Here is an 18,180-nt window from a genome sequence, read left to right as displayed (position 1 = left end):
AGTTGAAACCCTAACATCCATAAATTTTCCCAACAACAGGGTTTAGAAAGATTAATAAAAATTGACTATTGCCAACTAAATGATTTGTTTTACTTTTTAACCAAAATATGGATGTAGATGCTATAAAAATAAGAGCCTTTATTTAAAGACTCTGCTTTTCCTTGCGTGATATCACCGATTTAACAACAGGAATAACTTTTCCATCGGCTTTATTCGAGCTTAATAAGCAAATCAGCATTATTTCTGACTTTTAAACTAGAATAATTAGAATGACCTATCAATTCTGCTCGCTTTCTATGTTACCATGGCCCCGTTCGCTTTTTTGTGTGAACAGGGAAAAGGTACTAGAAGGGAGAATAGTGGATGAAGATAAATAGGTTTTGGATCATTTTTTGCTCATTATTCATAACAGCAGCAATGACGGTGCCATTATCAGTTTCAGCTGAGGAAAAAGATCTACAGACGACTATACATATTGTAGAGGAAGGCGAATACTTATCGGTCATCGCGCAAGAGTACGATGTAACCATGGAGGAAATCGCAGAAGCTAATGATATGGAGACCACCGATTATCTTTATGTCGGGCAAGAACTGGTAATCCCTGTGGAAGAAGAGATCATGGATCTTTCGCTTCCATTAGAACATTCGGAGGAACGCACGAAAGAAGTCACTCATGTGATGACTCACTTCACTTCAAACGCCGCTTTGACACCGCAGAATCCATACAGTGTGAATGATATATATGACAATTTTGTCGATTACGGCGTCTCCGCTCATTACATGATAGGACGAGATGGAGAGATCTATCAGCTGGTCGATGAAGACCGTGCAGCTTTTCACGCAGGGGAAGGTAGCCTTTCAGGGTTTCCCGAGTATGACAACGATATGAATCAACGATCGATTGGAATTGAATTATTAGCTGTCGGAACAGAGGAGGAAATGGCCTCCATGATGTCCACGGAAGCGTACCATTCAATAGATTCCTCTGACATTGGATACACGGAAGATCAGTATAAAGCATTAGATGAGTTGTTAGAAGGTATCGAACAGCGCAATCCCGACGTTCAAAGGGACAGAGATCACATCGTCGGCCATGATGAATATGCACCGGACCGAAAAACAGATCCTGGCTCCCTATTTAATTGGGCTGAAATCGGCCTGAGTGAAACGAGAGATGACACTCAAGTCCATACAGTAAAAGAAGGCGATTATTTATGGGGGATAGCCAACGAGTATGGAACGACTGCTGAAGCCGTCGCAGAAGCTAATGATATGGATACACAGGATCCTTTATGGGTAGGAGAAGAGTTAGAGATTCCTGAATAAACGACAAAACGGGTTGGAACAAAACTGAATATAGAGTAAAATCATCCGAACGATTCCGTCGAAATCCGTTCGGATGATTTATGTTTTAGAGATTTACCACAGATCCTTCTACTCAAAAAATATTTACCTCCCCTCATTGTAAGAATCGATAGCTACACAAACGAATTCCGGTAAAAGTGCCTGATTCCCACTCCCTTAACTCTTTAGCAGAGCAGGGGGCAGGCATCATATTACTATCATTTTTCTTCTACTATTCTGCCACTCGATCTTATCAGTAAATTAATATACCTCAGAAAAAATTTACATTGAGTCAACATATTACATTAATTCCCTTAATAATGTTTGATTACAATAATAGATAGTTAGGATCTTACTTGAGCTGATGATTCGTTTAGTAAAAACAAAGGAGAGAGCTAAATGCACATAGACTTTCATACCCACGCAAATCTATCAAGGAAATCACCCATTACTCTAGATGAATTTATTAAAAAAATGGAAGAAGCAAGCTTGAATGGACTAGATGCGTTAGCTTTGACGGAAAATGTAAACCACCCTAATTTTACTAACCTTTATAACATGCTCGATCACAACTTCTCTTATGAAAATGATTATTATGATGTAAATGGCCTAAAAGTGTTTCCTGGCATGCAAGTTGATGTTAAAGACAAAGGGAGCTTTTTAATTATTGCTAATCGGGAAACTATCAAGCTCATTTATAAGAAGCTAAGTCTTCAAGAGAATGAGATCCACGCGGACGAATTGATGGAATTAATTCACCATAATCATGTATTGAAGATTGCAGCTCACCCTTTAAGACAATCCAATCCCTGGCTCCATCATAAAGAGGAAACCTTAAAACAGTTTGATGCTCTCGAAATTAACGGAAAAGACTTATACAGATATGGGAATACTATGAAAACTGAAATGGAAGCTTTAGCTTCTCACCTTCAAATCGGGGCTGTGAGCGGCAGTAGTGCTGATCAGCGTTTTCACTACGGATGTATCTTTAATGAAATTCCAGAATGTACAACCATTGATCAGTTGAAAAAGGCTATTCTAGAAAAAGAATATAAAGTTCACGTTTCACCTTTCTTACACCCTAAGATAAAAGCGGCTAATTTTGTAAGCATGTTTTTTAGAAAAAAAGCTGTTTAATAAAACATGAGTAGAAGTGCCTGACCTCCACTGCGTTAACGTTTTAACAGAGCGGAGGTCAGGCACCATATTTTTTGTAAGACTCGATAACCAAAAGTCCGCCGCTCAACAACAATTATGGCATAGAAGTTACCGCGATATGTATTAAACCTGTTACGATAAGCAAAAACACCATAAAGGAAGTTGAATACACTACTAGTTTCTTCAGAATTCGATTTTCTTTAACTTGTTTATAAATTAAAAAACCTGACACAGTGAATAATAATTAAATGGATACACCCGACTGGGAAAATAAATACGATGAATTTGATATCCAAAGCAAAGTAACATTAACAGCCAAATAAATAAGCAGTAAACCCCAAGTGAATCCTTTCATCTTTTCTCCCCTTATCTATATCAGCTATTACTTTTCTTCATAATGTAAAATGGCTAAGCAAATCATTCCAATTGATAAAAAGGTGATTGGGCCGCTTCCTTCTATAGACCCTTGAATAACCAAAACAATTGTTGCTATACCAATTCCTAATGGAACTGCTCTTAGAATAGGTCTAATCCATTTCCTGAACATTCTTGACCGCTCCCTCCGATATCACTTTTGCAAGATAATTAAACTGTAACATTGAGTCTTCTATTCTACTGCTCCGTTCGTTAAGTAAGCGATACCCATCCCTTTCGATTTTTCCCCTGGACCTGTTCCCAATCCGACCGAAAAACCCATCATTGTTACCTCCTCTATAGCACTTATGATAAGATGGACCCCAAGAAAAATAGTATTTTTTATTCAATGGAGGAAGTTATGTCACAGATTATTTTCTTTGTTTTGCTTATATCCGCGTTGATTCTTTCTGTTTATTTAGCTCTAAAGGTTTCAAGAACTTTAGTAAAGAGGGGGACTCGTCTGTCTGCAGCGAGATTGGTATATAGTATCATCACGGGATGTGCAGTTAGTGCTTTTATGGTTGCAATGTTGTACATAGATAGTAAGGGGTTAAAAGGGGCTTGGATTCTATTTTCAGGCAATGCAGCTATTTTTGGATTACTTGCTTTTTTGACTAGCAAAGGTACGCAGCGATACAGAAGAAAAGGGACTTTTTCCTTTAAAAAGGTTAAATATGACTTGCTGCTTGCTGATATAAACGTAAAAAAACAGTTTAAAAAGCTGCCAAGCAAGTCAAAAAGAGCCTGGCGGGATATGGTGCAGGAAAGTAAAGGACTGGCACTAATAGTTGTACTCTGCTTTGTTGTTCCTTTCCTTATGGCGGTGGTCGCCTTCTTTGTAGAATTCCTTTAACCATCCGATTTGAAATGCAGGAAAGAATGCTTTACATAATGGCTCTGTTAACGTTTAGTTTCAGCTTACTTACAAGGAAGAACTCCTGCATGTGATGGAAGTTCATCCTTGTAAGTAAGCTTATTTACCAAACGTCCCCGATTCGTTCTCAAACTTCAGTTTCTACCAAAACTTGTTTATAAATCAAATAACTTGATACCGCACCTATGGCTATTAATAAGAAAGCAAAAATATTAATTGTCGTGAAGTTCACGATGTAGTCCTCTTGAGAATAGCTGCCTGCTGCGGCAGCCTGATAAGCAGCCCTCCCCAGCATAGGGAGGATCTTACTCAAAATGCCGGTTACAAATAACGTACAAACTCCTAGTATGACAAGTAAATTACTAAAGAAAAAAAGCACCTTATTCATATCAACTTCTCCTTCCCTGTAAGTTTCATTCCACTCATTCCTTTTCATATGTATAGAATATTAAGTTCCTTTGTTACACTTCGATATAGAAAACGTCAATTCCTTCCAATTCCCAACAAAATATGAAAACTCAAGTTTTGTTCCAACTTTAAATTTAAGCTGCCAGACTCTAGTAGAAGTTAGAGTCATGGCAGCTCTGATGTTTTGATTTATCTATGTTCCTCCAAAAAGCGGAGATCATCTTAATACATTTGATGGTGTTTCATTTTTCTTTCGTTGATGCGATCACTGATTAATCGGGCACGCTTAGCCGAACGATCTCTAGCTTCCGGCGCCATTTTTTCAAATGAGATCACAAAAATTAAAAAGTTAATTCTCATCGTTTATTCCTCCTATGTGATTGTCACTAAGCGGAATCCTTCTCCGCATTTAACCAATTCATAAATTCAATTCTCAATAGTTCTGTCATCGTTACACTCCCTTTCTTAAATAATAGTTTTGGCACTTGCTTTTCGGTCAAGCCATTGATCATGAGCACTGTGTCGGTAACCGGGCAGCGGTGAATAATTTTGTTTCTTTCGCCGGGTCACGCGAATCGTAAAAATAAAGAAATGCATCGTCATTATTGGTCACCTCCTTAAACTATTATAAATTTATATCAAAAGAGTAATATTACTCTTTGATTCCATAAGAAAAAGCCACAGGTGTCCTGTGGCTCTGCTTTTAAAGCTCTTCGTTTATGAAGGCGCAAAAAAGCCACAGGTATTCTGTGGCTTTGCTTTAAGCTCTCCGTTTGAAGACGCAAAAAAGCCACAGGAATACAATATGCATGACCTGCGGCTGTTATGATCCTATTTTTAGAAAGATATTTTAGGGTCTAATAAATAGCGCAGGTCGATTTAGTTGTACAGTTTGATTCAAAGTTAAAGTTTTCATCATTGGTTTCGACCTCGCTTTCTGATAATTTTTTCTTACTCTGGAAAATTATATACGAACTCCACCTTAAAGTAAAGCCTATTTTTCAAAAAAGTCATACAAATGAAAATTATGTTCCTGTCAGAACGTAACCCGTTTTAAAACGATATGTCACTCCACTTAGGTTTATTCCTTTACCTTTTAATCGACTTCGGCCCCCATTTAAAGAAGACACGTTTTCAAAACATATCTTAAAACAGCATGAAAGTGAATGCATAACTTAAGAAAAATGTTGAAATGATGCAGCCATCGCCCCAGCCCGTTTAATAGTCTTGGGACGAAAAGATATTCGGTTAAGTAAAAATGATCTGCAACATTGAATAATTCTTCTTTAGACACGCTATCTTCATAAGTAATAAATTCGTAGTAAATCTCATCTTTTTCCCATTTTTATATCTTGGAATTTTATTCTTATCTCTCCATATTTGCCCTTAAGGTTCTCGTTTATCTTTACACTTTCTTCTGTAAAATCAAATGCATTTTGATCTTTACAGCACTAAAAGTAGTCTTTCCTTTGTCTTAACCTATAAAGGTCAAAGAGTTATCTTTCCCTCCACATATGCTTCCCACATCCACTTTTATTTTGGAAGGATGATAAGGAAGAACTTTAGGAATATCAGGGGTAAAACAAAGGTCGGCGCCTGACCCCCAGTCCTTTTTTAACACTTACCATCGGCACATTTATTAAGTTGCTAGTAACTATATCGTTTTCTGGAATACATCAAAGTTTCAGTAAAGACTAGATACACCCTTAAGGGAATACAGAATAAAGTAAAGGAATTACCATTTATGCCTTCTAAAAAACATAGGTTTGAATAGGAACGTAAAGAGGGTGGTTTGGCCCTTAATTTTAAGCCCGCTTTAGGTTTCTATTAAAAGTTGTACCATTACTTGTTTTTAGGAGGCATACAAACGATGAGATCGGTAGGTGTAACCTTAGTTATTCTTGCAGCTATATGCTGGGGCGTTAGTGGGGGAATTGCGGATATTTTAATGAACAAGGGCTGGGATCCAATTGTGATTTCCCTTTATCGAGGGGCTGTTGGCTTTGTATGTTTTTTGGCATGGTTTCTTTTACGCTTTAAACAAAATTGGACCTCCTCTACTCGTTTATTCATTTGGTCCTTATTGGCTGGTGTTGGTGTGGCTGGAAATTTCACTTTTTATTTTCTCACGATCCAAGCCTCAAGCGTAGCTGTTGCCGCTACTTTAATGTACACGGCACCGGTGTTCGTCCTTGTCATCTCTTTTTTATTACGAATAGAACGTTCAACTTGGTTTAAATGGGGATGCATAGTGGGTGTACTTATGGGAATTATCATGCTAACAGGTGCCTACAATACCGATTCGATATCAGTGGGTTTACTAGGGGTGGCCTCCGGGCTTGCTGCGGGTCTTTCCTATGCATTATTTATATTCGGATTTAAAATCGCCTCTTCCATCGGCAAGCCACAGACCACCTTAACCATCGCGTTCTTTTCATTTTGTCTCATCCTTTTTCTTATTGCTGATATTGATGAAGCCGCTAGTGTGGTGACGTCAAACGACATAGGCTGGTTTCTTTTATTGGGGATCCTGGGGGCTGGGATCTCGTTTATATTTTATGTGATTGGCATTCAGTGGACGGCCCCGACTACTGCTTCAATGGTCGCTATGGTTGAGCCGGTAACAGCTTCATTATTTGGCCTTCTGCTTATCGGGGATCATTTGACCCTCATTCAACTTCTTGGAATGGTACTCATTCTAGTTACGGTTATCGTACTTAGCGTGAAGAAGCCTCCCCATCCTCAATAAAATATAGTCATCTAAATATCGGTGCCTGACCCCCAGTCCGTTACCGCTTTAGCAGAGCGGGGGGGGCAGGTACCGACATATGCCTATTAAACATTTCTATTTATGTATTTGAGCGTAATGGATATATCTTCTAATAAGTCATTTAATATGCTTATTTGAAAAACTAAGAAACCTAGAATGAGGCAATGAACCGCTAAGATTAGAGTTATGATCAAGAAATGTTTATTTTCCATTCACTTCTCCCTCCATTCTTACCATCCTGCGTCAGATAAGATTCTACTTTCATGATGGTCCCTATGAATTTTGCTTCTTATCTACTTTAAATAAGCCGATAATGACTACAATAAAGCCTAAACCTAATAGATAAATCTCAAAACCGCCTGATCTAAAAACAGCCTCAGGTATGTATAACGCCACAAGCATTAGTGCAATACCTAGTAACATAATTTTAGTAGAACTCATTTAGAACCCCCCTTTTAAATTTCTTCTGCCCTTTATAATAACACTGAGATGCAGCTGGAAACACATGCTTCATTTAAATGTTACTTACCTTTTCAAAATTTTAGATAAAAAAATTCATCAAGAAATAGAAGGATTAACACCTAATCTGTAGTTATTCCGCGAGATGCATTTAGAGTTATCGCATTTAAAATAATAGTAACGACAAGAAGAGTGGCGGAAGCAATCGCAACAGCATACATTGTATCTATTAACGCCCACCAATCCTCAATAACTACTTTATGGTAAATATAAAAAATCTGAAAACATAGTGAAATACTGCATGCACTAAAGCTGATAAAAGACATCCTAACCCATTTTTTATTCCTTTTCTTTTTATCTGACGTTAGACTAAGAAGAGGAGTTGTCCAAGCTATTATTCCTAGAACAAAGCTTCCAATATTAAGCCAAACATAATCCATCATATCTATCCTCCTTAACTGCTGCTCGTTTCAATTAAACTACCCTCTATTTTAATACCAATTATTTCAAATTAAAGAAGCAGACTCAATCATTATTATCACAAATATAAAATTACTTTCCTGAGTAAAAATAACTGCCTCAATGATTATAAAGTGGAAAATAGAGAAACCGCCAAATAAATAAATTCCTCTTTTTCCCTTAGACCTTAAAGAAAAATACTTTACCCGACACGCTTCCAAATGTGTTTATTCAATCTAGTTTCAAGAAAAAATAGTTGATCGTTAATATTGAAATATGTTATTATAAAATTTTATTAAAAACCATATGTATGTTAAGCTTAATAAGGTAACCACATATGGAGGTGGATTTTTTGTTCAAAATTGGCGATAACATTGTTTATCCAATGCACGGAGTAGGTACTATTAAAGCCATAGAAGATAAGGAAATCTCAGGAAAAAAACAAGAGTATTATGTTATCAAAATGTTAATCAGTAATATGCAAGTCATGATTCCGACGGGGAAAATATTGAGTTCAAGTATACGTCCCATCACTGACATAATGGCATTAAAACACATCATACACATTTTTCAGGATGAAGAATCAGATAAAGACCTGCCGTGGAAACAAAGATTTAAAGTGAACACGGACAAAATTAAAACGGGTCTAATGCAGGAAAGTGCTGAAGTTGTACGTGATCTAAAACGTATGAGGAAAGAGAAAGCGCTAAATACAAGCGAAAAAAAGATGTTTGATAACACCCATGAATTTTTGATAAGTGAACTGAAATTAATTAAAGGGATCACTGAAAAACAAATAAAAATTTTCAGTTAACGTTACTATTAAAAAAATCAGGTGAGTGTGTTATAACTTTTATTAAAAAGCTGCAGCGATTTACAATCGCTGCAGCTTTTTGTTGGTTATATTTTTTATCTTCATCCTACTGAAGAAGCGGCAGTCATATGGCTGCCGCTTCTTCTATCTATTACACTTCTTCACCGAATCTGTTCATTATTAAGATTCGCTTATTTGTCTCCCAAATTTACTTTCATGGCTTCTGCCATAAGTTTAGGAAGGTCTGTGTTATCAATCAAGCCGCTGAAAGAATCCGACTGCGGGCCGTAGGCATAAACGGGAATGTCTACACCAGTGTGGCCATCGCTCGTCCAGCCGACTAAGGCTTCATCGCTGACAAAATGGTTAATTGCCATTTTTGGATCTTCAGCCTCCTGGATTTCTTCCACATCTTCTTCTGTCAGGTCAAATGGTGTATGGCTCTCTACTACTTCTTCCACGTTGGAACGGTCTTCATTTAATTCATCAGCCATCGCTGCACCAGTGGCTGTCACATCTTTGACGAGCTCCGGCTTCGTATCATACTCACCATTCGATCCAACGGTCATTCCACCAGTTTCATGGTCACCAGCTACAACGACAAGCGTATTTCCATCTTCTTCAGCAAATTCAATAGCTTTTTCTACAGCTTGTTCAAAAGCTTCTGTATCTTTCATTGCCCAGGTTGGATCGTTATCATGCCCAGCCCAGTCAATTTGGCTGCCTTCAACCATTAAGAAAAATCCATCTTTGTCCTGCTCAAGAACATCAATCGAACGTTCCGTCATGTCTGATAGACTAGGCTGTTCTGTACCTTCACGCTCCATTTCAGGAGTTAAAGGACCATCTGCAAATAAACCAAGCAGTTTCTCTCCTTCTTCTACATCAATATCATCAGCTTCCATTAAGTCATCACGAGTTTCCACATTTGTATATCCTGCTTCTTCCGCTTGCTCTAATAGATTCTCATCTTGTTCTCCCCCATCAGACTCCGGCAGGAAGAAATCTTTACCTCCACCCAGCATCACATCTACCTCGTTAGCGAGCATTTGCCTGGCAATCTCAGGCTCATTATCACGTGATTCCACGTGGGAGGCAAATACAGCCGGTGTGGCATGAGTAATCGTTGATGTGGCTACTAGACCAGTAGATTTTCCTTTCTCACTAGAGGATTCAAGGATCGTTTCTACTTCATTTCCTTCTTCATCTAACCCTACCGAACCATTGTTCGTTTTTACACCTGAAGCCATCGCAGTTCCGGCAGCCGCGGAGTCCGTTACTCTAGAATCCTCAGAATCCGTTCGATGCAGCCCTTTTAAATGCTCATCCCAAACAGCATCTTCTCCTTTGTACCAGCGGTAGTTAGTCGCATAGTCTGCATTAAAACCATCAGGAATCATGTAAATAACATTTTCAACTTTTTGGTTACCTGCATGGTCAGGCTTTCCTTTATCAGCCCCATCCGGCTTTTGGGCATCAACCTGCTGTACGTATCCCCCTCCTGCACCAAAAATCAAACCTGCACTAATTGTAATCACACTTAACTTTTTTAACATATGTACTCTCTCCTCCCAATTTTTGTGATTTCAAAAAAAGTGTAACACAGACTTGACTAGGTAGTTTTAAGGAAAAGTTAAGACTATTTTAAACATTGTAAATTATTCACCAGACCTAATAGACTACAAAAAATGGAAGTAAAAAACTTTTACAAAAGTAGTGTTTTAATATAAGTCAATAGATAGCAAGAAAGGGAATGAAAGTTAATTGTCTATGTCATAAGAAGGGGGCTGATCATCGATGTGGGCGAAAAGTCTATTTGTTAAAAAGTTGTCATTAAAAGCAAAAAAATCCTCCTGCGTATAATAAAATGCAGAAGGGTAGAAGTGCCTGACCCCACTGCGTAACGTTTTCGCAGAGCAGGGGCAGGCACCATATTTCGAGCATCATTTGTGAGATCATACGATATGACAAATGATATTCTAGCTCCACGATAACGATTCTCTGCTTTGTTATTCCTTTTTTTATGGCGGTGGTCACCTTTTATATAGAAGTCCTTTAACCATCCTGTTTGCGTTATAACCTCGGTGCGTGACCTCCAGTCCGAAGGTTAGAATATGCTACGATGATGACGTCAACATCAGAGACACCGCCAATTTTCCTATTTTTTTAATTTCAGTGATACATAAAAGTCTCCATTTCTTTTTAGATTATATTTATTTACAAGGGAAGCACGGTATCGATGCCCGCACCGGGTTACTGCTATAGCAGGACGGGGGCAGGCACTATATTAGTAATAATCCTTCTACCAAATAAAAAAGCCAGCAAGGTGGCTGACTTAAATTTTACATTTCTTATACCTAGAAAGTCTTACTTTTTCCATGAATAGAATCGAAATAAGCAGCTAGGAAGGTCCTAACCTAGTCCTAAAAATAAAGTAAATATATTGTTCCGGCTAAGAGGATTCGATAAATGGCAAAAGGAACAAGTTTTATCCGATTTATTAACTTTAAGAAGAATCGAATAGACACTAATGCAAACACAAATGCGCTTATAAAGCCTACTAAAACAAACGGCAGCGCATCAAATGTGAAGTATTGTAAATTTTTTAGTAAGGAAAGGCTGCTAGCTCCTAACATGATGGGAACGGCCATAATAAAGGTAAAATCAGCGGATGCTCGGTGACTCATGCCCAGCAAAACACCACCCGACATCGTTGAACCAGATCTGGAAAAACCCGGCCACAGACCTATACACTGAAATAACCCCATCCCAAACGCTTGTTTATAAGATATCTTATCTACACTAATTGTTGTGAATGGTCTATTTTTCTGAAAGTGGTCTGCAAAAATCATTAGAATGGCCCCCGCAGCAAGACCGAAGATGACAGTTTTGACTGAAAATAAATGGGTATCAATATAGTCTTCAAATACAAAACCTAAAACGCAGGCCGGGAGGATACCCACTATAACTTGGGAGAGTTTTAATCTTCCTAACTGTTCCCTATGACCTTTTTTAAAATGAAGCATTTGAGTGAACTTATCCTTAAAGATAACCACCACAGCAAGTATGGATCCTAACTGAATTACGACTTTAAATGTATTGGCTACAGGTTCACTATATAACTCGCCAGAACGCAACCATAATTCATCGACAATAATCATATGACCTGTAGAAGAAACTGGAGCAAATTCAGTTAGACCTTCTACAAAGCCTAATATGATGGCCACAATCATTTCCCATATTCCCATAACACACTTCTCCCTAACTCAAATGCTTTCTACCGATCTCATGATCTACAGTACTATTGCCTTTACAGTATATAGAAATACATTCGTAACTAGAACAAGATAAGCAATTGGATTAAAAAATAGAAATATGAAAAGGCTTATGCTTGGTGGAATATGAAGATGTAGTTGAATGACTGACTATTTTATATTCTTGCTCTCCAATAATCTCTCCTTTCCTTTACTATAATTAATATATTAACCTTTCTGAACGTGCTGAACAAAATTTAAAACGGTTTTTCCAAATAACTGCCCCTAAAATAAGAGAGATATGACGATACCTGTTGTATGGTAAACTCTCGCTTTTATTTTAGATGGGCTAACGCCCCCGATAGATTAAGAAATTACACTTTCACCATTTGAGTGTCATAAGCAAATTCTATACGTAAGCCAGAATTTTTCAGCTTCTTTTCTAACTCTTTATAATCAGTAAAATTTAACCCATTCGGTTCCTCAATGTGTGTTAAGATCACGTGTTTAGCTTTAAGAGTCTGGATAATTTGTAATGTTTCATTAAAGGTTGCTTCCTCTTCAAAAACAGGATGATTTTCAGGTAATAATCTCTCCCCATTTAATGGATGAAATTCAAATATACCTGCTGGTAATATAGCGAGGTCCACACCTATTACATCCTTATGCGGCTTCCAATTATTCAACTCATCAGCAGCAATAAGGACTTTCTTGCTATCACTTTCAATCATGAAAGCATAAACGTAATCCTCCGCCAACCTAAACGGAAAAACTTTCGTATTATTTAAGAATAAACTATCGCCATCTTTTAGTCGATTAACATTAGCAAATCCTTGTGATTCAAAAAAGTTTAAATGGTCGCTACTGCCAAGAAATGTTTTGAAATCTATATCTACTTGTTCTGGAAGGTAAATGTTTATTTTCTTATGTTGAGGGGGATGGTGCGTCCAGTCTGCACTTAACGATTCAACAATTCTTCTTCCCATTACATGGTCTGGGTGCCAGTGAGAATAGATAATTCCATTGACATCTTTAATAGTAGAACGGTTGATTTGCTGGTTAATTTCTTCTGGTGTGTCGATCAATAAATTAGGACCATGGACAAATAAACTGGGTCCCATTCTACTAAATGGCACTCCTTTATTTCTTGCCTCTAAACAAACATTACAATGACAGAGTGGTCGTGGTATAGTGACGGCCCCGCCAGTTCCAAGAAATTCAATTTCCAATTCGAGCACATCCCCCTTCATCATTTTCCAAAGTATAACATTTATATAGGTACGGTGGTTATCTTCTAATGTATTTCTGAATAAAACAGGTTAACGATGACGGATAAAATCAGTAAATTTTTTTCATAACCCCTCCTACAGCATTTAATGATGGTGGACAAATGATATTTTTATCTTGGACACACTTCCAATTATTTCAAAACGAAGGCAGGAACTCAATCCTTTTTCGATTGATTAATTATTCAAATTTCTAATTGGTGAACATGTATGTAAGGGCTTTATATAAAGCTCCCTATTAATAAAGACTGAATTTCACGATAAAACTATTTTTCCTAGTCTTAACGTATTAATTGATACAGGAAATTATTTGAGAAACCCTGTTTTTAAAGGAAGTATAATTATGTTCACCGTCTACTATTACTGAATATTTAAAGTTGGTTACCTTTTCTTTTAATAAAGTGGCAACTCTTTCATTCGAAACAGAAAATTTCCTGCTAATGTCTTCGTCTTCCACCTCTTTATCTCCCCAGTCTAAGTAGAGGCTGCTAATAGAGGAAAGATCAGATCTTCTGATAAAATCTTCTATTTGCTCCTGGTTACGCCAAAATGCTGAAGATAAACCCACTACACTTTTATAAATATGCGGGTACTTACATGCTGCATAAACAGAAATCAGCCCGCCTAAAGATATACCAACCATTGATGTATTTTCTTTTATAGTGTTGTACCTACTATCAATCAATGGCTTAAGTTCTTTAGTTATAAAGTCAATATATTGTTCACCTTTACCACCTAAGTTGCATTTATACCCTAAAACTTCTTCGCTGTAGTTTCCATTTATCCATGGACAATATTCATTAATCCTCTCTTCAGGCTTTTGATCAATACCTACCACAATTACATGAATTTTATTATGATCTAAGTATTCTTCAAGGGATAATGAAACCCCGCCAATCGCATCAGAGTCCCTGAAAACGTTCTGGCCATCGTGCATATATATCACGGGATATTGTTTTTTGTTATATGGATTATAACTTTGAGGAAGGTAGACCCTCACTTTTCTTTTTTCTTTAAATGACTTCATTTGAACTTGAAGGATTTCTAACATGGGACCCCTCCTATAATCCTACTGAAAAGTTTCGCAATCGCCTAATCTCCGTAGTCCGCCTTATATAACTTAATGATCTTATGCTCATAAAATACATTAAAAAACAGTACCACAGGCAAATTCTGTCTCGTTTAAAAGTGACTTGATAAAGGACTGTTTATTCAACTGTAAAAATAATTACGATTTACAAAGTAAAAAGTTGCAACAGAAAAGAAAATTGAAAACCCTTCAAAATAAAACAGGTACCTATTTCAGCATAGATACCTGCTTAACGATCAAGATTCACATCATCTTCATGAACGGCATTGACAACAAGCCATTCATCATCAGTGGAATTGCCTGACCCCCAGTGCGTTACCACTATAGCAGAGCGGGGGTCAGGTACCGATATATTGGAAAATAAATATAAATATCCAAAAATTAACTCTTAAGAAACTACTTAGGGGGTATATCTGGAATAGGAGGCGTTAAAATTGAAAAAAATGACAAAAATATCAGGGTTGATTACTGTTGCTTTTTTTATTGCTGGATGTCAAAGCTCAGGGGAAGAGACAAATCCTCAAACTTCTGAGTCTGCTGAAAATGAAAGTGCGGAATCGCCAGAAAATAATAGCAGCACAGAAGACAACGTTGAAATCGATAACAGCTCAGAGGCAGAAGATGGGACAACTGATGAGGGAGACGATGAAAATATGGATTCTTCAGATGAAGCTAAAACTTCTAATGATGAGGAGAGCAGCACAGACGTTTATGCCGGGGCTCAAAAGAATTCTAATTATTTTATTGATACTCAAGTATTCGATCAGGAAAGTCGGTTTTATACAGCCTACGCTATACACCGTGATGAGAAAGAAGATCAAGCACTGTCACCTGAAGAACGCTTAGAAACCTCACTTTTAAATAATGATCCGTCTGAGCAGGATATATTAAGTTCGTATGCTGATCTATCATTTGAGCGGCCAGATCTATTCATCCACTTCAATGAAGATGGGAATGAATTATCCGCAACCTCAGCTCAAAGCAATTTATTCTTTGACGCGTTATATGGGATCAGTGACCTTTATGGAGTTGAAGAAATTACATTCTTAAATCCTTATGATGAAAAGGGTATGACAGTAGCTGAGAGAGCAGTCGATGAACCTACTGCTGTTAAAGATGAAAGAGGTTTAACACGCGGCTACTATACGATTTATGACGAAGGATTAGAGGAAACGCTGTTTCTGCCTGGTGGCGAGCTGGAGGAGCAAGTGGTAAATGAAAACGATGAGCCGCTCTCTTTCCCAGAGACAATTGAAGCGATGGGATCAATAGATAATGCCGATGCGTTTTACTCGTCAGCCATTGTAGAAGGGATACAAATTGTCGACTCATCCATTACAAACGGTGTTGCTACGGTGCAATACACAATGGATGAAGATATCGTAACGGAAGCGGATCGGGTTGTACTTGAGAATGCAATTCAATTGGCGGCACTTGACTTTCACGCGTGGGAAGTTGTAATAATGAATGATACTTTGAAAGAAAGCAACACGTATCCGTTGATAGGTCAGTAACATGAAGCTAAGAACTAAACAATGTCGGCGCCTGACCCCCAGTGTGTTACCACTTTAGCAGAGCGGGGGGTCAGGTACCGATATCATAACGGAACACTCAATATAAAGACAATTGAATCGTAAAGAAAAGACTGCACAATTGAGTAGTGCAGTCTTTTCTTTGAAATTTTTCTAAGCATCATGACCATTCGTATAGGTTATAGGAAAATATTGGCATGCAACTCCAATGTAAACAGCAGCTATAGCTAATAAGATACCAGCTAATAGAAACACATACTGTACGCCGAACACATCCGCCATTCCACCTAACAATAATGAGGAAAGTCCAAACGTTAAGGATGTTATTGCTCCCTGTGCTCCATAAATTTTAGGCAAATCATCAACGGTAGCTTCATTTTGAAGATACGTTTCTAACGTTATCGACCTGATTTGTTCGCTAATACCGTATAGTACTGACAAAACCAATGCCAGCCAGGCGAAACTATTAAGACCAAAAAATAAAGTTACACCACTGACACTGAAGGAAGTAAAGAGCATTTTTTTCAAGTTTTTTCAATGATTGTTGAAAGTAGATATCAGTGCCTGACCCCCGCTCTGCTAAATTTTTAAAAGAGCAGGGGACAGACACCGCTTTTTTTGATGTCTGAGGATTACGAGTGAATAAACAAAAGACGACTATTCTTATTGAATAATCGCCTCCTTATCTGGAAGAGTTGAATGAAAGATTATAAAAAGTACACAAATCAAAAAAGACCTTCGCCATATAGCCAAACTTCTATATAAACAAAGCCCTAGACGTAGTTGCAGACGTGTGGGGCTTTAACTTTTAATGATTATTCCATCACTTTACCTTTCATCCTTTCAACCCATTGATGGAGAAGGTTATTATACCGGTTCAAGTTTTTGTAGATTTTAATGGCCACTTCTTCATTATAAGTATGGACGGTCAAATTACGATCGTTTACCATTTCCAAAGCCAGAACGGCTTCTTCATCCTCCAACAAGTGGACCTCCCTGCAACTGCGAATGACGCCCTTCGGAGAACCGGTATCGACCCCTTCTATGTCATATAAATATTGCTTCGCCGCTTTCCAACAGGCCTCGAAAGAGAATTCAAATCGTTGAATCGCTGCATCTCGCTCCACATCATTCGGGTTTTTAATGGTAGCTAGCTTTTCAAAGGCAACCAACGCTTTTTCTGCTGCTTCTAATCGTTGGCGTAATCTTTCCATAAAATCCCCTCCTCTTTCACTTGTTGGACTAGATCTTCATTGGCATCATGTAAATCCACCACATCTACCTTGTAAGGAATGGTAGACTCTTCGATTTGCTCGATCAGTTTATTCCATTTAAAAGGAGAGATCGGGGAGAGGGATTCGATAGCAATGTCGATATCCGAACTATGCTTTTCTTCCTGTCGGGCCCAAGAGCCAAATAAGTAAACACGCGCTTTTTCCTTGACGAGTTGTTCATTCAAAATCGATTTTAATTGTTCTAATATTCTCTCTCGTAACTCTGCAGGACATCCCATAATATCCCTTCCTCTTTTTTTCCCATTATAGCATATGTATATCTTCTCTTTGATGGATTTTCTTTCTCCGCTTTCCTTAAGTAAAAATTCGATTTACACCTACTTGTGGCTGGCATTATATTGTAGATAAGCCCCCGTTACTTTAATAACAATTTATATTAGAACCTTTTTGAACACATAGGTATTTCGAATAAGCATCAACTCTGCTTTTCTTACTAATTAATGACGATATTCCCCACGTATTGAGCACTTCCATTATCTTGAAATCAATTCTTCAATTATCCTGCCCTTTTCTAGAAGACTTGAAACTATATAAATCCCAATATTGAACTACTAAATAAGCAGTAACTGATCATAACAAAGGACATCAAAAGGTTATTAATCTATTACACAAAGGTTACTACTTCGATTTTATTTGATAATAAATTGATTGCAAAAATACAGACTGGTGAACAAACGTTCCTATTATTAAGAGGAACACTCGTGGGTTGTATTCATAAGCGTGGAACTCATAATTGGCCTTCATTAATGCTGCCAGCACATATTGACATGCTTAAAGAGTTGTGGAAAGAAGCGAACGAATGGAAAAGTCCATTATGAATGACCAGCAAAGGGAGGATAACACTTTTACGCTGCAACGATCGATGGCTGATGACTGAACGATTAAAGTAAAGAAGTAATCATTCGCTTACTAAATTTTAGATTTTTTCTTCTTTTCAACCTGTTCAATGGTTTCTCCTTTGGCGATATTATATAAACTACTTTTAGCTCCATATATTTTTTGGGAAGGCCATAGTCCATG

The 18,180-nt window shown here is 37.6% G+C and carries 19 protein-coding genes; 6 read left to right on the top strand and 13 right to left on the bottom strand.

The features are described 5' to 3' along the window. Positions 1 to 363 precede the first annotated feature (363 nt). Positions 364 to 1,326, top strand: a complete 963-nt coding sequence (locus IEV27_RS14835) for a LysM peptidoglycan-binding domain-containing protein (RefSeq protein WP_188378300.1) — start codon at positions 364 to 366, stop codon at positions 1,324 to 1,326. 417 nt (positions 1,327 to 1,743) lie between these two features. Continuing rightward, a complete protein-coding gene (locus IEV27_RS14830; RefSeq protein WP_188378299.1) occupies positions 1,744 to 2,481 on the top strand; it encodes a PHP domain-containing protein in 738 nt (245 codons plus the stop codon). Between the two features lie 403 nt (positions 2,482 to 2,884). Here IEV27_RS14830 and IEV27_RS14825 read toward each other — a convergent pair whose 3' ends face one another. Next, positions 2,885 to 3,049, bottom strand: a complete 165-nt coding sequence (locus IEV27_RS14825; protein WP_188378298.1) for a hypothetical protein — start codon at positions 3,047 to 3,049, stop codon at positions 2,885 to 2,887. A gap of 228 nt (positions 3,050 to 3,277) precedes the next feature. Here IEV27_RS14825 and IEV27_RS14820 point away from each other — a divergent pair, with 228 nt between their 5' ends. After that, complete coding sequence (locus IEV27_RS14820) at positions 3,278 to 3,772, top strand: hypothetical protein (protein ID WP_188378297.1); 495 nt, start codon at positions 3,278 to 3,280, stop codon at positions 3,770 to 3,772. 148 nt (positions 3,773 to 3,920) lie between these two features. Here the strand turns inward: IEV27_RS14820 and IEV27_RS14815 are convergent, their stop codons facing one another. From IEV27_RS14815 to IEV27_RS14805, 3 genes are all read right to left on the bottom strand, one after another. After that, positions 3,921 to 4,181 carry a hypothetical protein gene (locus IEV27_RS14815; RefSeq protein WP_188378296.1) on the bottom strand — a complete coding sequence of 87 codons (261 nt, stop codon included), beginning with the start codon at positions 4,179 to 4,181 and terminating at the stop codon, positions 3,921 to 3,923. 242 nt (positions 4,182 to 4,423) lie between these two features. Further along, the gene (locus tag IEV27_RS14810) at positions 4,424 to 4,561 is read right to left on the bottom strand and encodes a hypothetical protein (protein WP_188378295.1); all 138 of its coding nucleotides are present in this window, start codon (positions 4,559 to 4,561) and stop codon (positions 4,424 to 4,426) included. Between the two features lie 105 nt (positions 4,562 to 4,666). Further along, positions 4,667 to 4,804: a hypothetical protein gene (locus IEV27_RS14805; protein WP_188378294.1), complete on the bottom strand. Its 138-nt coding sequence runs from the start codon at positions 4,802 to 4,804 to the stop codon at positions 4,667 to 4,669. 1,267 nt (positions 4,805 to 6,071) lie between these two features. Between IEV27_RS14805 and IEV27_RS14800 the strand changes: the two genes are divergently transcribed. Beyond that, positions 6,072 to 6,950 (top strand): DMT family transporter, encoded by an 879-nt coding sequence (locus tag IEV27_RS14800; protein ID WP_188378293.1) that lies wholly within the window; start codon positions 6,072 to 6,074, stop codon positions 6,948 to 6,950. 294 nt (positions 6,951 to 7,244) lie between these two features. On the opposite strand, the gene IEV27_RS14795 is transcribed toward IEV27_RS14800, so the two are convergent. Beyond that, positions 7,245 to 7,412 carry a hypothetical protein gene (locus IEV27_RS14795; protein ID WP_188378292.1) on the bottom strand — a complete coding sequence of 56 codons (168 nt, stop codon included), beginning with the start codon at positions 7,410 to 7,412 and terminating at the stop codon, positions 7,245 to 7,247. A gap of 140 nt (positions 7,413 to 7,552) precedes the next feature. After that, a complete protein-coding gene (locus IEV27_RS14790; RefSeq protein WP_188378291.1) occupies positions 7,553 to 7,873 on the bottom strand; it encodes a hypothetical protein in 321 nt (106 codons plus the stop codon). Between the two features lie 353 nt (positions 7,874 to 8,226). Between IEV27_RS14790 and IEV27_RS14785 the strand changes: the two genes are divergently transcribed. Continuing rightward, on the top strand, positions 8,227 to 8,703 hold the full coding sequence (locus tag IEV27_RS14785) for a CarD family transcriptional regulator (RefSeq protein WP_188378290.1): 477 nt from the start codon (positions 8,227 to 8,229) through the stop codon (positions 8,701 to 8,703). Between the two features lie 191 nt (positions 8,704 to 8,894). Here IEV27_RS14785 and IEV27_RS14780 read toward each other — a convergent pair whose 3' ends face one another. The 4 genes from IEV27_RS14780 to IEV27_RS14765 all read right to left on the bottom strand — a co-directional run bounded on the left by IEV27_RS14780 (position 8,895) and on the right by IEV27_RS14765 (position 14,294). Beyond that, entirely contained in the window at positions 8,895 to 10,259 is a 1,365-nt protein-coding gene (locus IEV27_RS14780; protein ID WP_188378289.1) for an alkaline phosphatase, read from the bottom strand. 867 nt (positions 10,260 to 11,126) lie between these two features. Next, a complete protein-coding gene (locus IEV27_RS14775) occupies positions 11,127 to 11,951 on the bottom strand; it encodes an undecaprenyl-diphosphate phosphatase (RefSeq protein ID WP_188378288.1) in 825 nt (274 codons plus the stop codon). A 380-nt stretch (positions 11,952 to 12,331) separates the two neighbouring features. Then, positions 12,332 to 13,078, bottom strand: a complete 747-nt coding sequence (locus IEV27_RS14770; RefSeq protein WP_229735372.1) for an MBL fold metallo-hydrolase — start codon at positions 13,076 to 13,078, stop codon at positions 12,332 to 12,334. A 454-nt stretch (positions 13,079 to 13,532) separates the two neighbouring features. Beyond that, positions 13,533 to 14,294 (bottom strand): alpha/beta hydrolase, encoded by a 762-nt coding sequence (locus IEV27_RS14765; RefSeq protein WP_188378286.1) that lies wholly within the window; start codon positions 14,292 to 14,294, stop codon positions 13,533 to 13,535. Positions 14,295 to 14,767: 473 nt separating this feature from the next. Between IEV27_RS14765 and IEV27_RS14760 the strand changes: the two genes are divergently transcribed. Beyond that, a complete protein-coding gene (locus IEV27_RS14760) occupies positions 14,768 to 15,847 on the top strand; it encodes a hypothetical protein (protein WP_188378285.1) in 1,080 nt (359 codons plus the stop codon). Positions 15,848 to 16,018: 171 nt separating this feature from the next. Here IEV27_RS14760 and IEV27_RS14755 read toward each other — a convergent pair whose 3' ends face one another. From IEV27_RS14755 to IEV27_RS14745, 3 genes are all read right to left on the bottom strand, one after another. Then, positions 16,019 to 16,384 (bottom strand): MFS transporter, encoded by a 366-nt coding sequence (locus IEV27_RS14755; RefSeq protein WP_342590300.1) that lies wholly within the window; start codon positions 16,382 to 16,384, stop codon positions 16,019 to 16,021. Positions 16,385 to 16,680: 296 nt separating this feature from the next. Next, complete coding sequence (locus tag IEV27_RS14750; protein WP_188378283.1) at positions 16,681 to 17,079, bottom strand: HI0074 family nucleotidyltransferase substrate-binding subunit; 399 nt, start codon at positions 17,077 to 17,079, stop codon at positions 16,681 to 16,683. After that, on the bottom strand, positions 17,055 to 17,378 hold the full coding sequence (locus tag IEV27_RS14745; RefSeq protein WP_188378282.1) for a nucleotidyltransferase family protein: 324 nt from the start codon (positions 17,376 to 17,378) through the stop codon (positions 17,055 to 17,057). Before IEV27_RS14745 ends, IEV27_RS14750 begins: the two co-directional genes overlap by 25 nt. Positions 17,379 to 18,180 lie beyond the last annotated feature (802 nt).

This window comes from Halobacillus andaensis (assembly GCF_014636475.1).
GTDB lineage: Bacteria > Bacillota > Bacilli > Bacillales > Halobacillaceae > Halobacillus_A > Halobacillus_A andaensis.
This window is presented reverse-complemented; position numbering and strand designations above follow the sequence as displayed.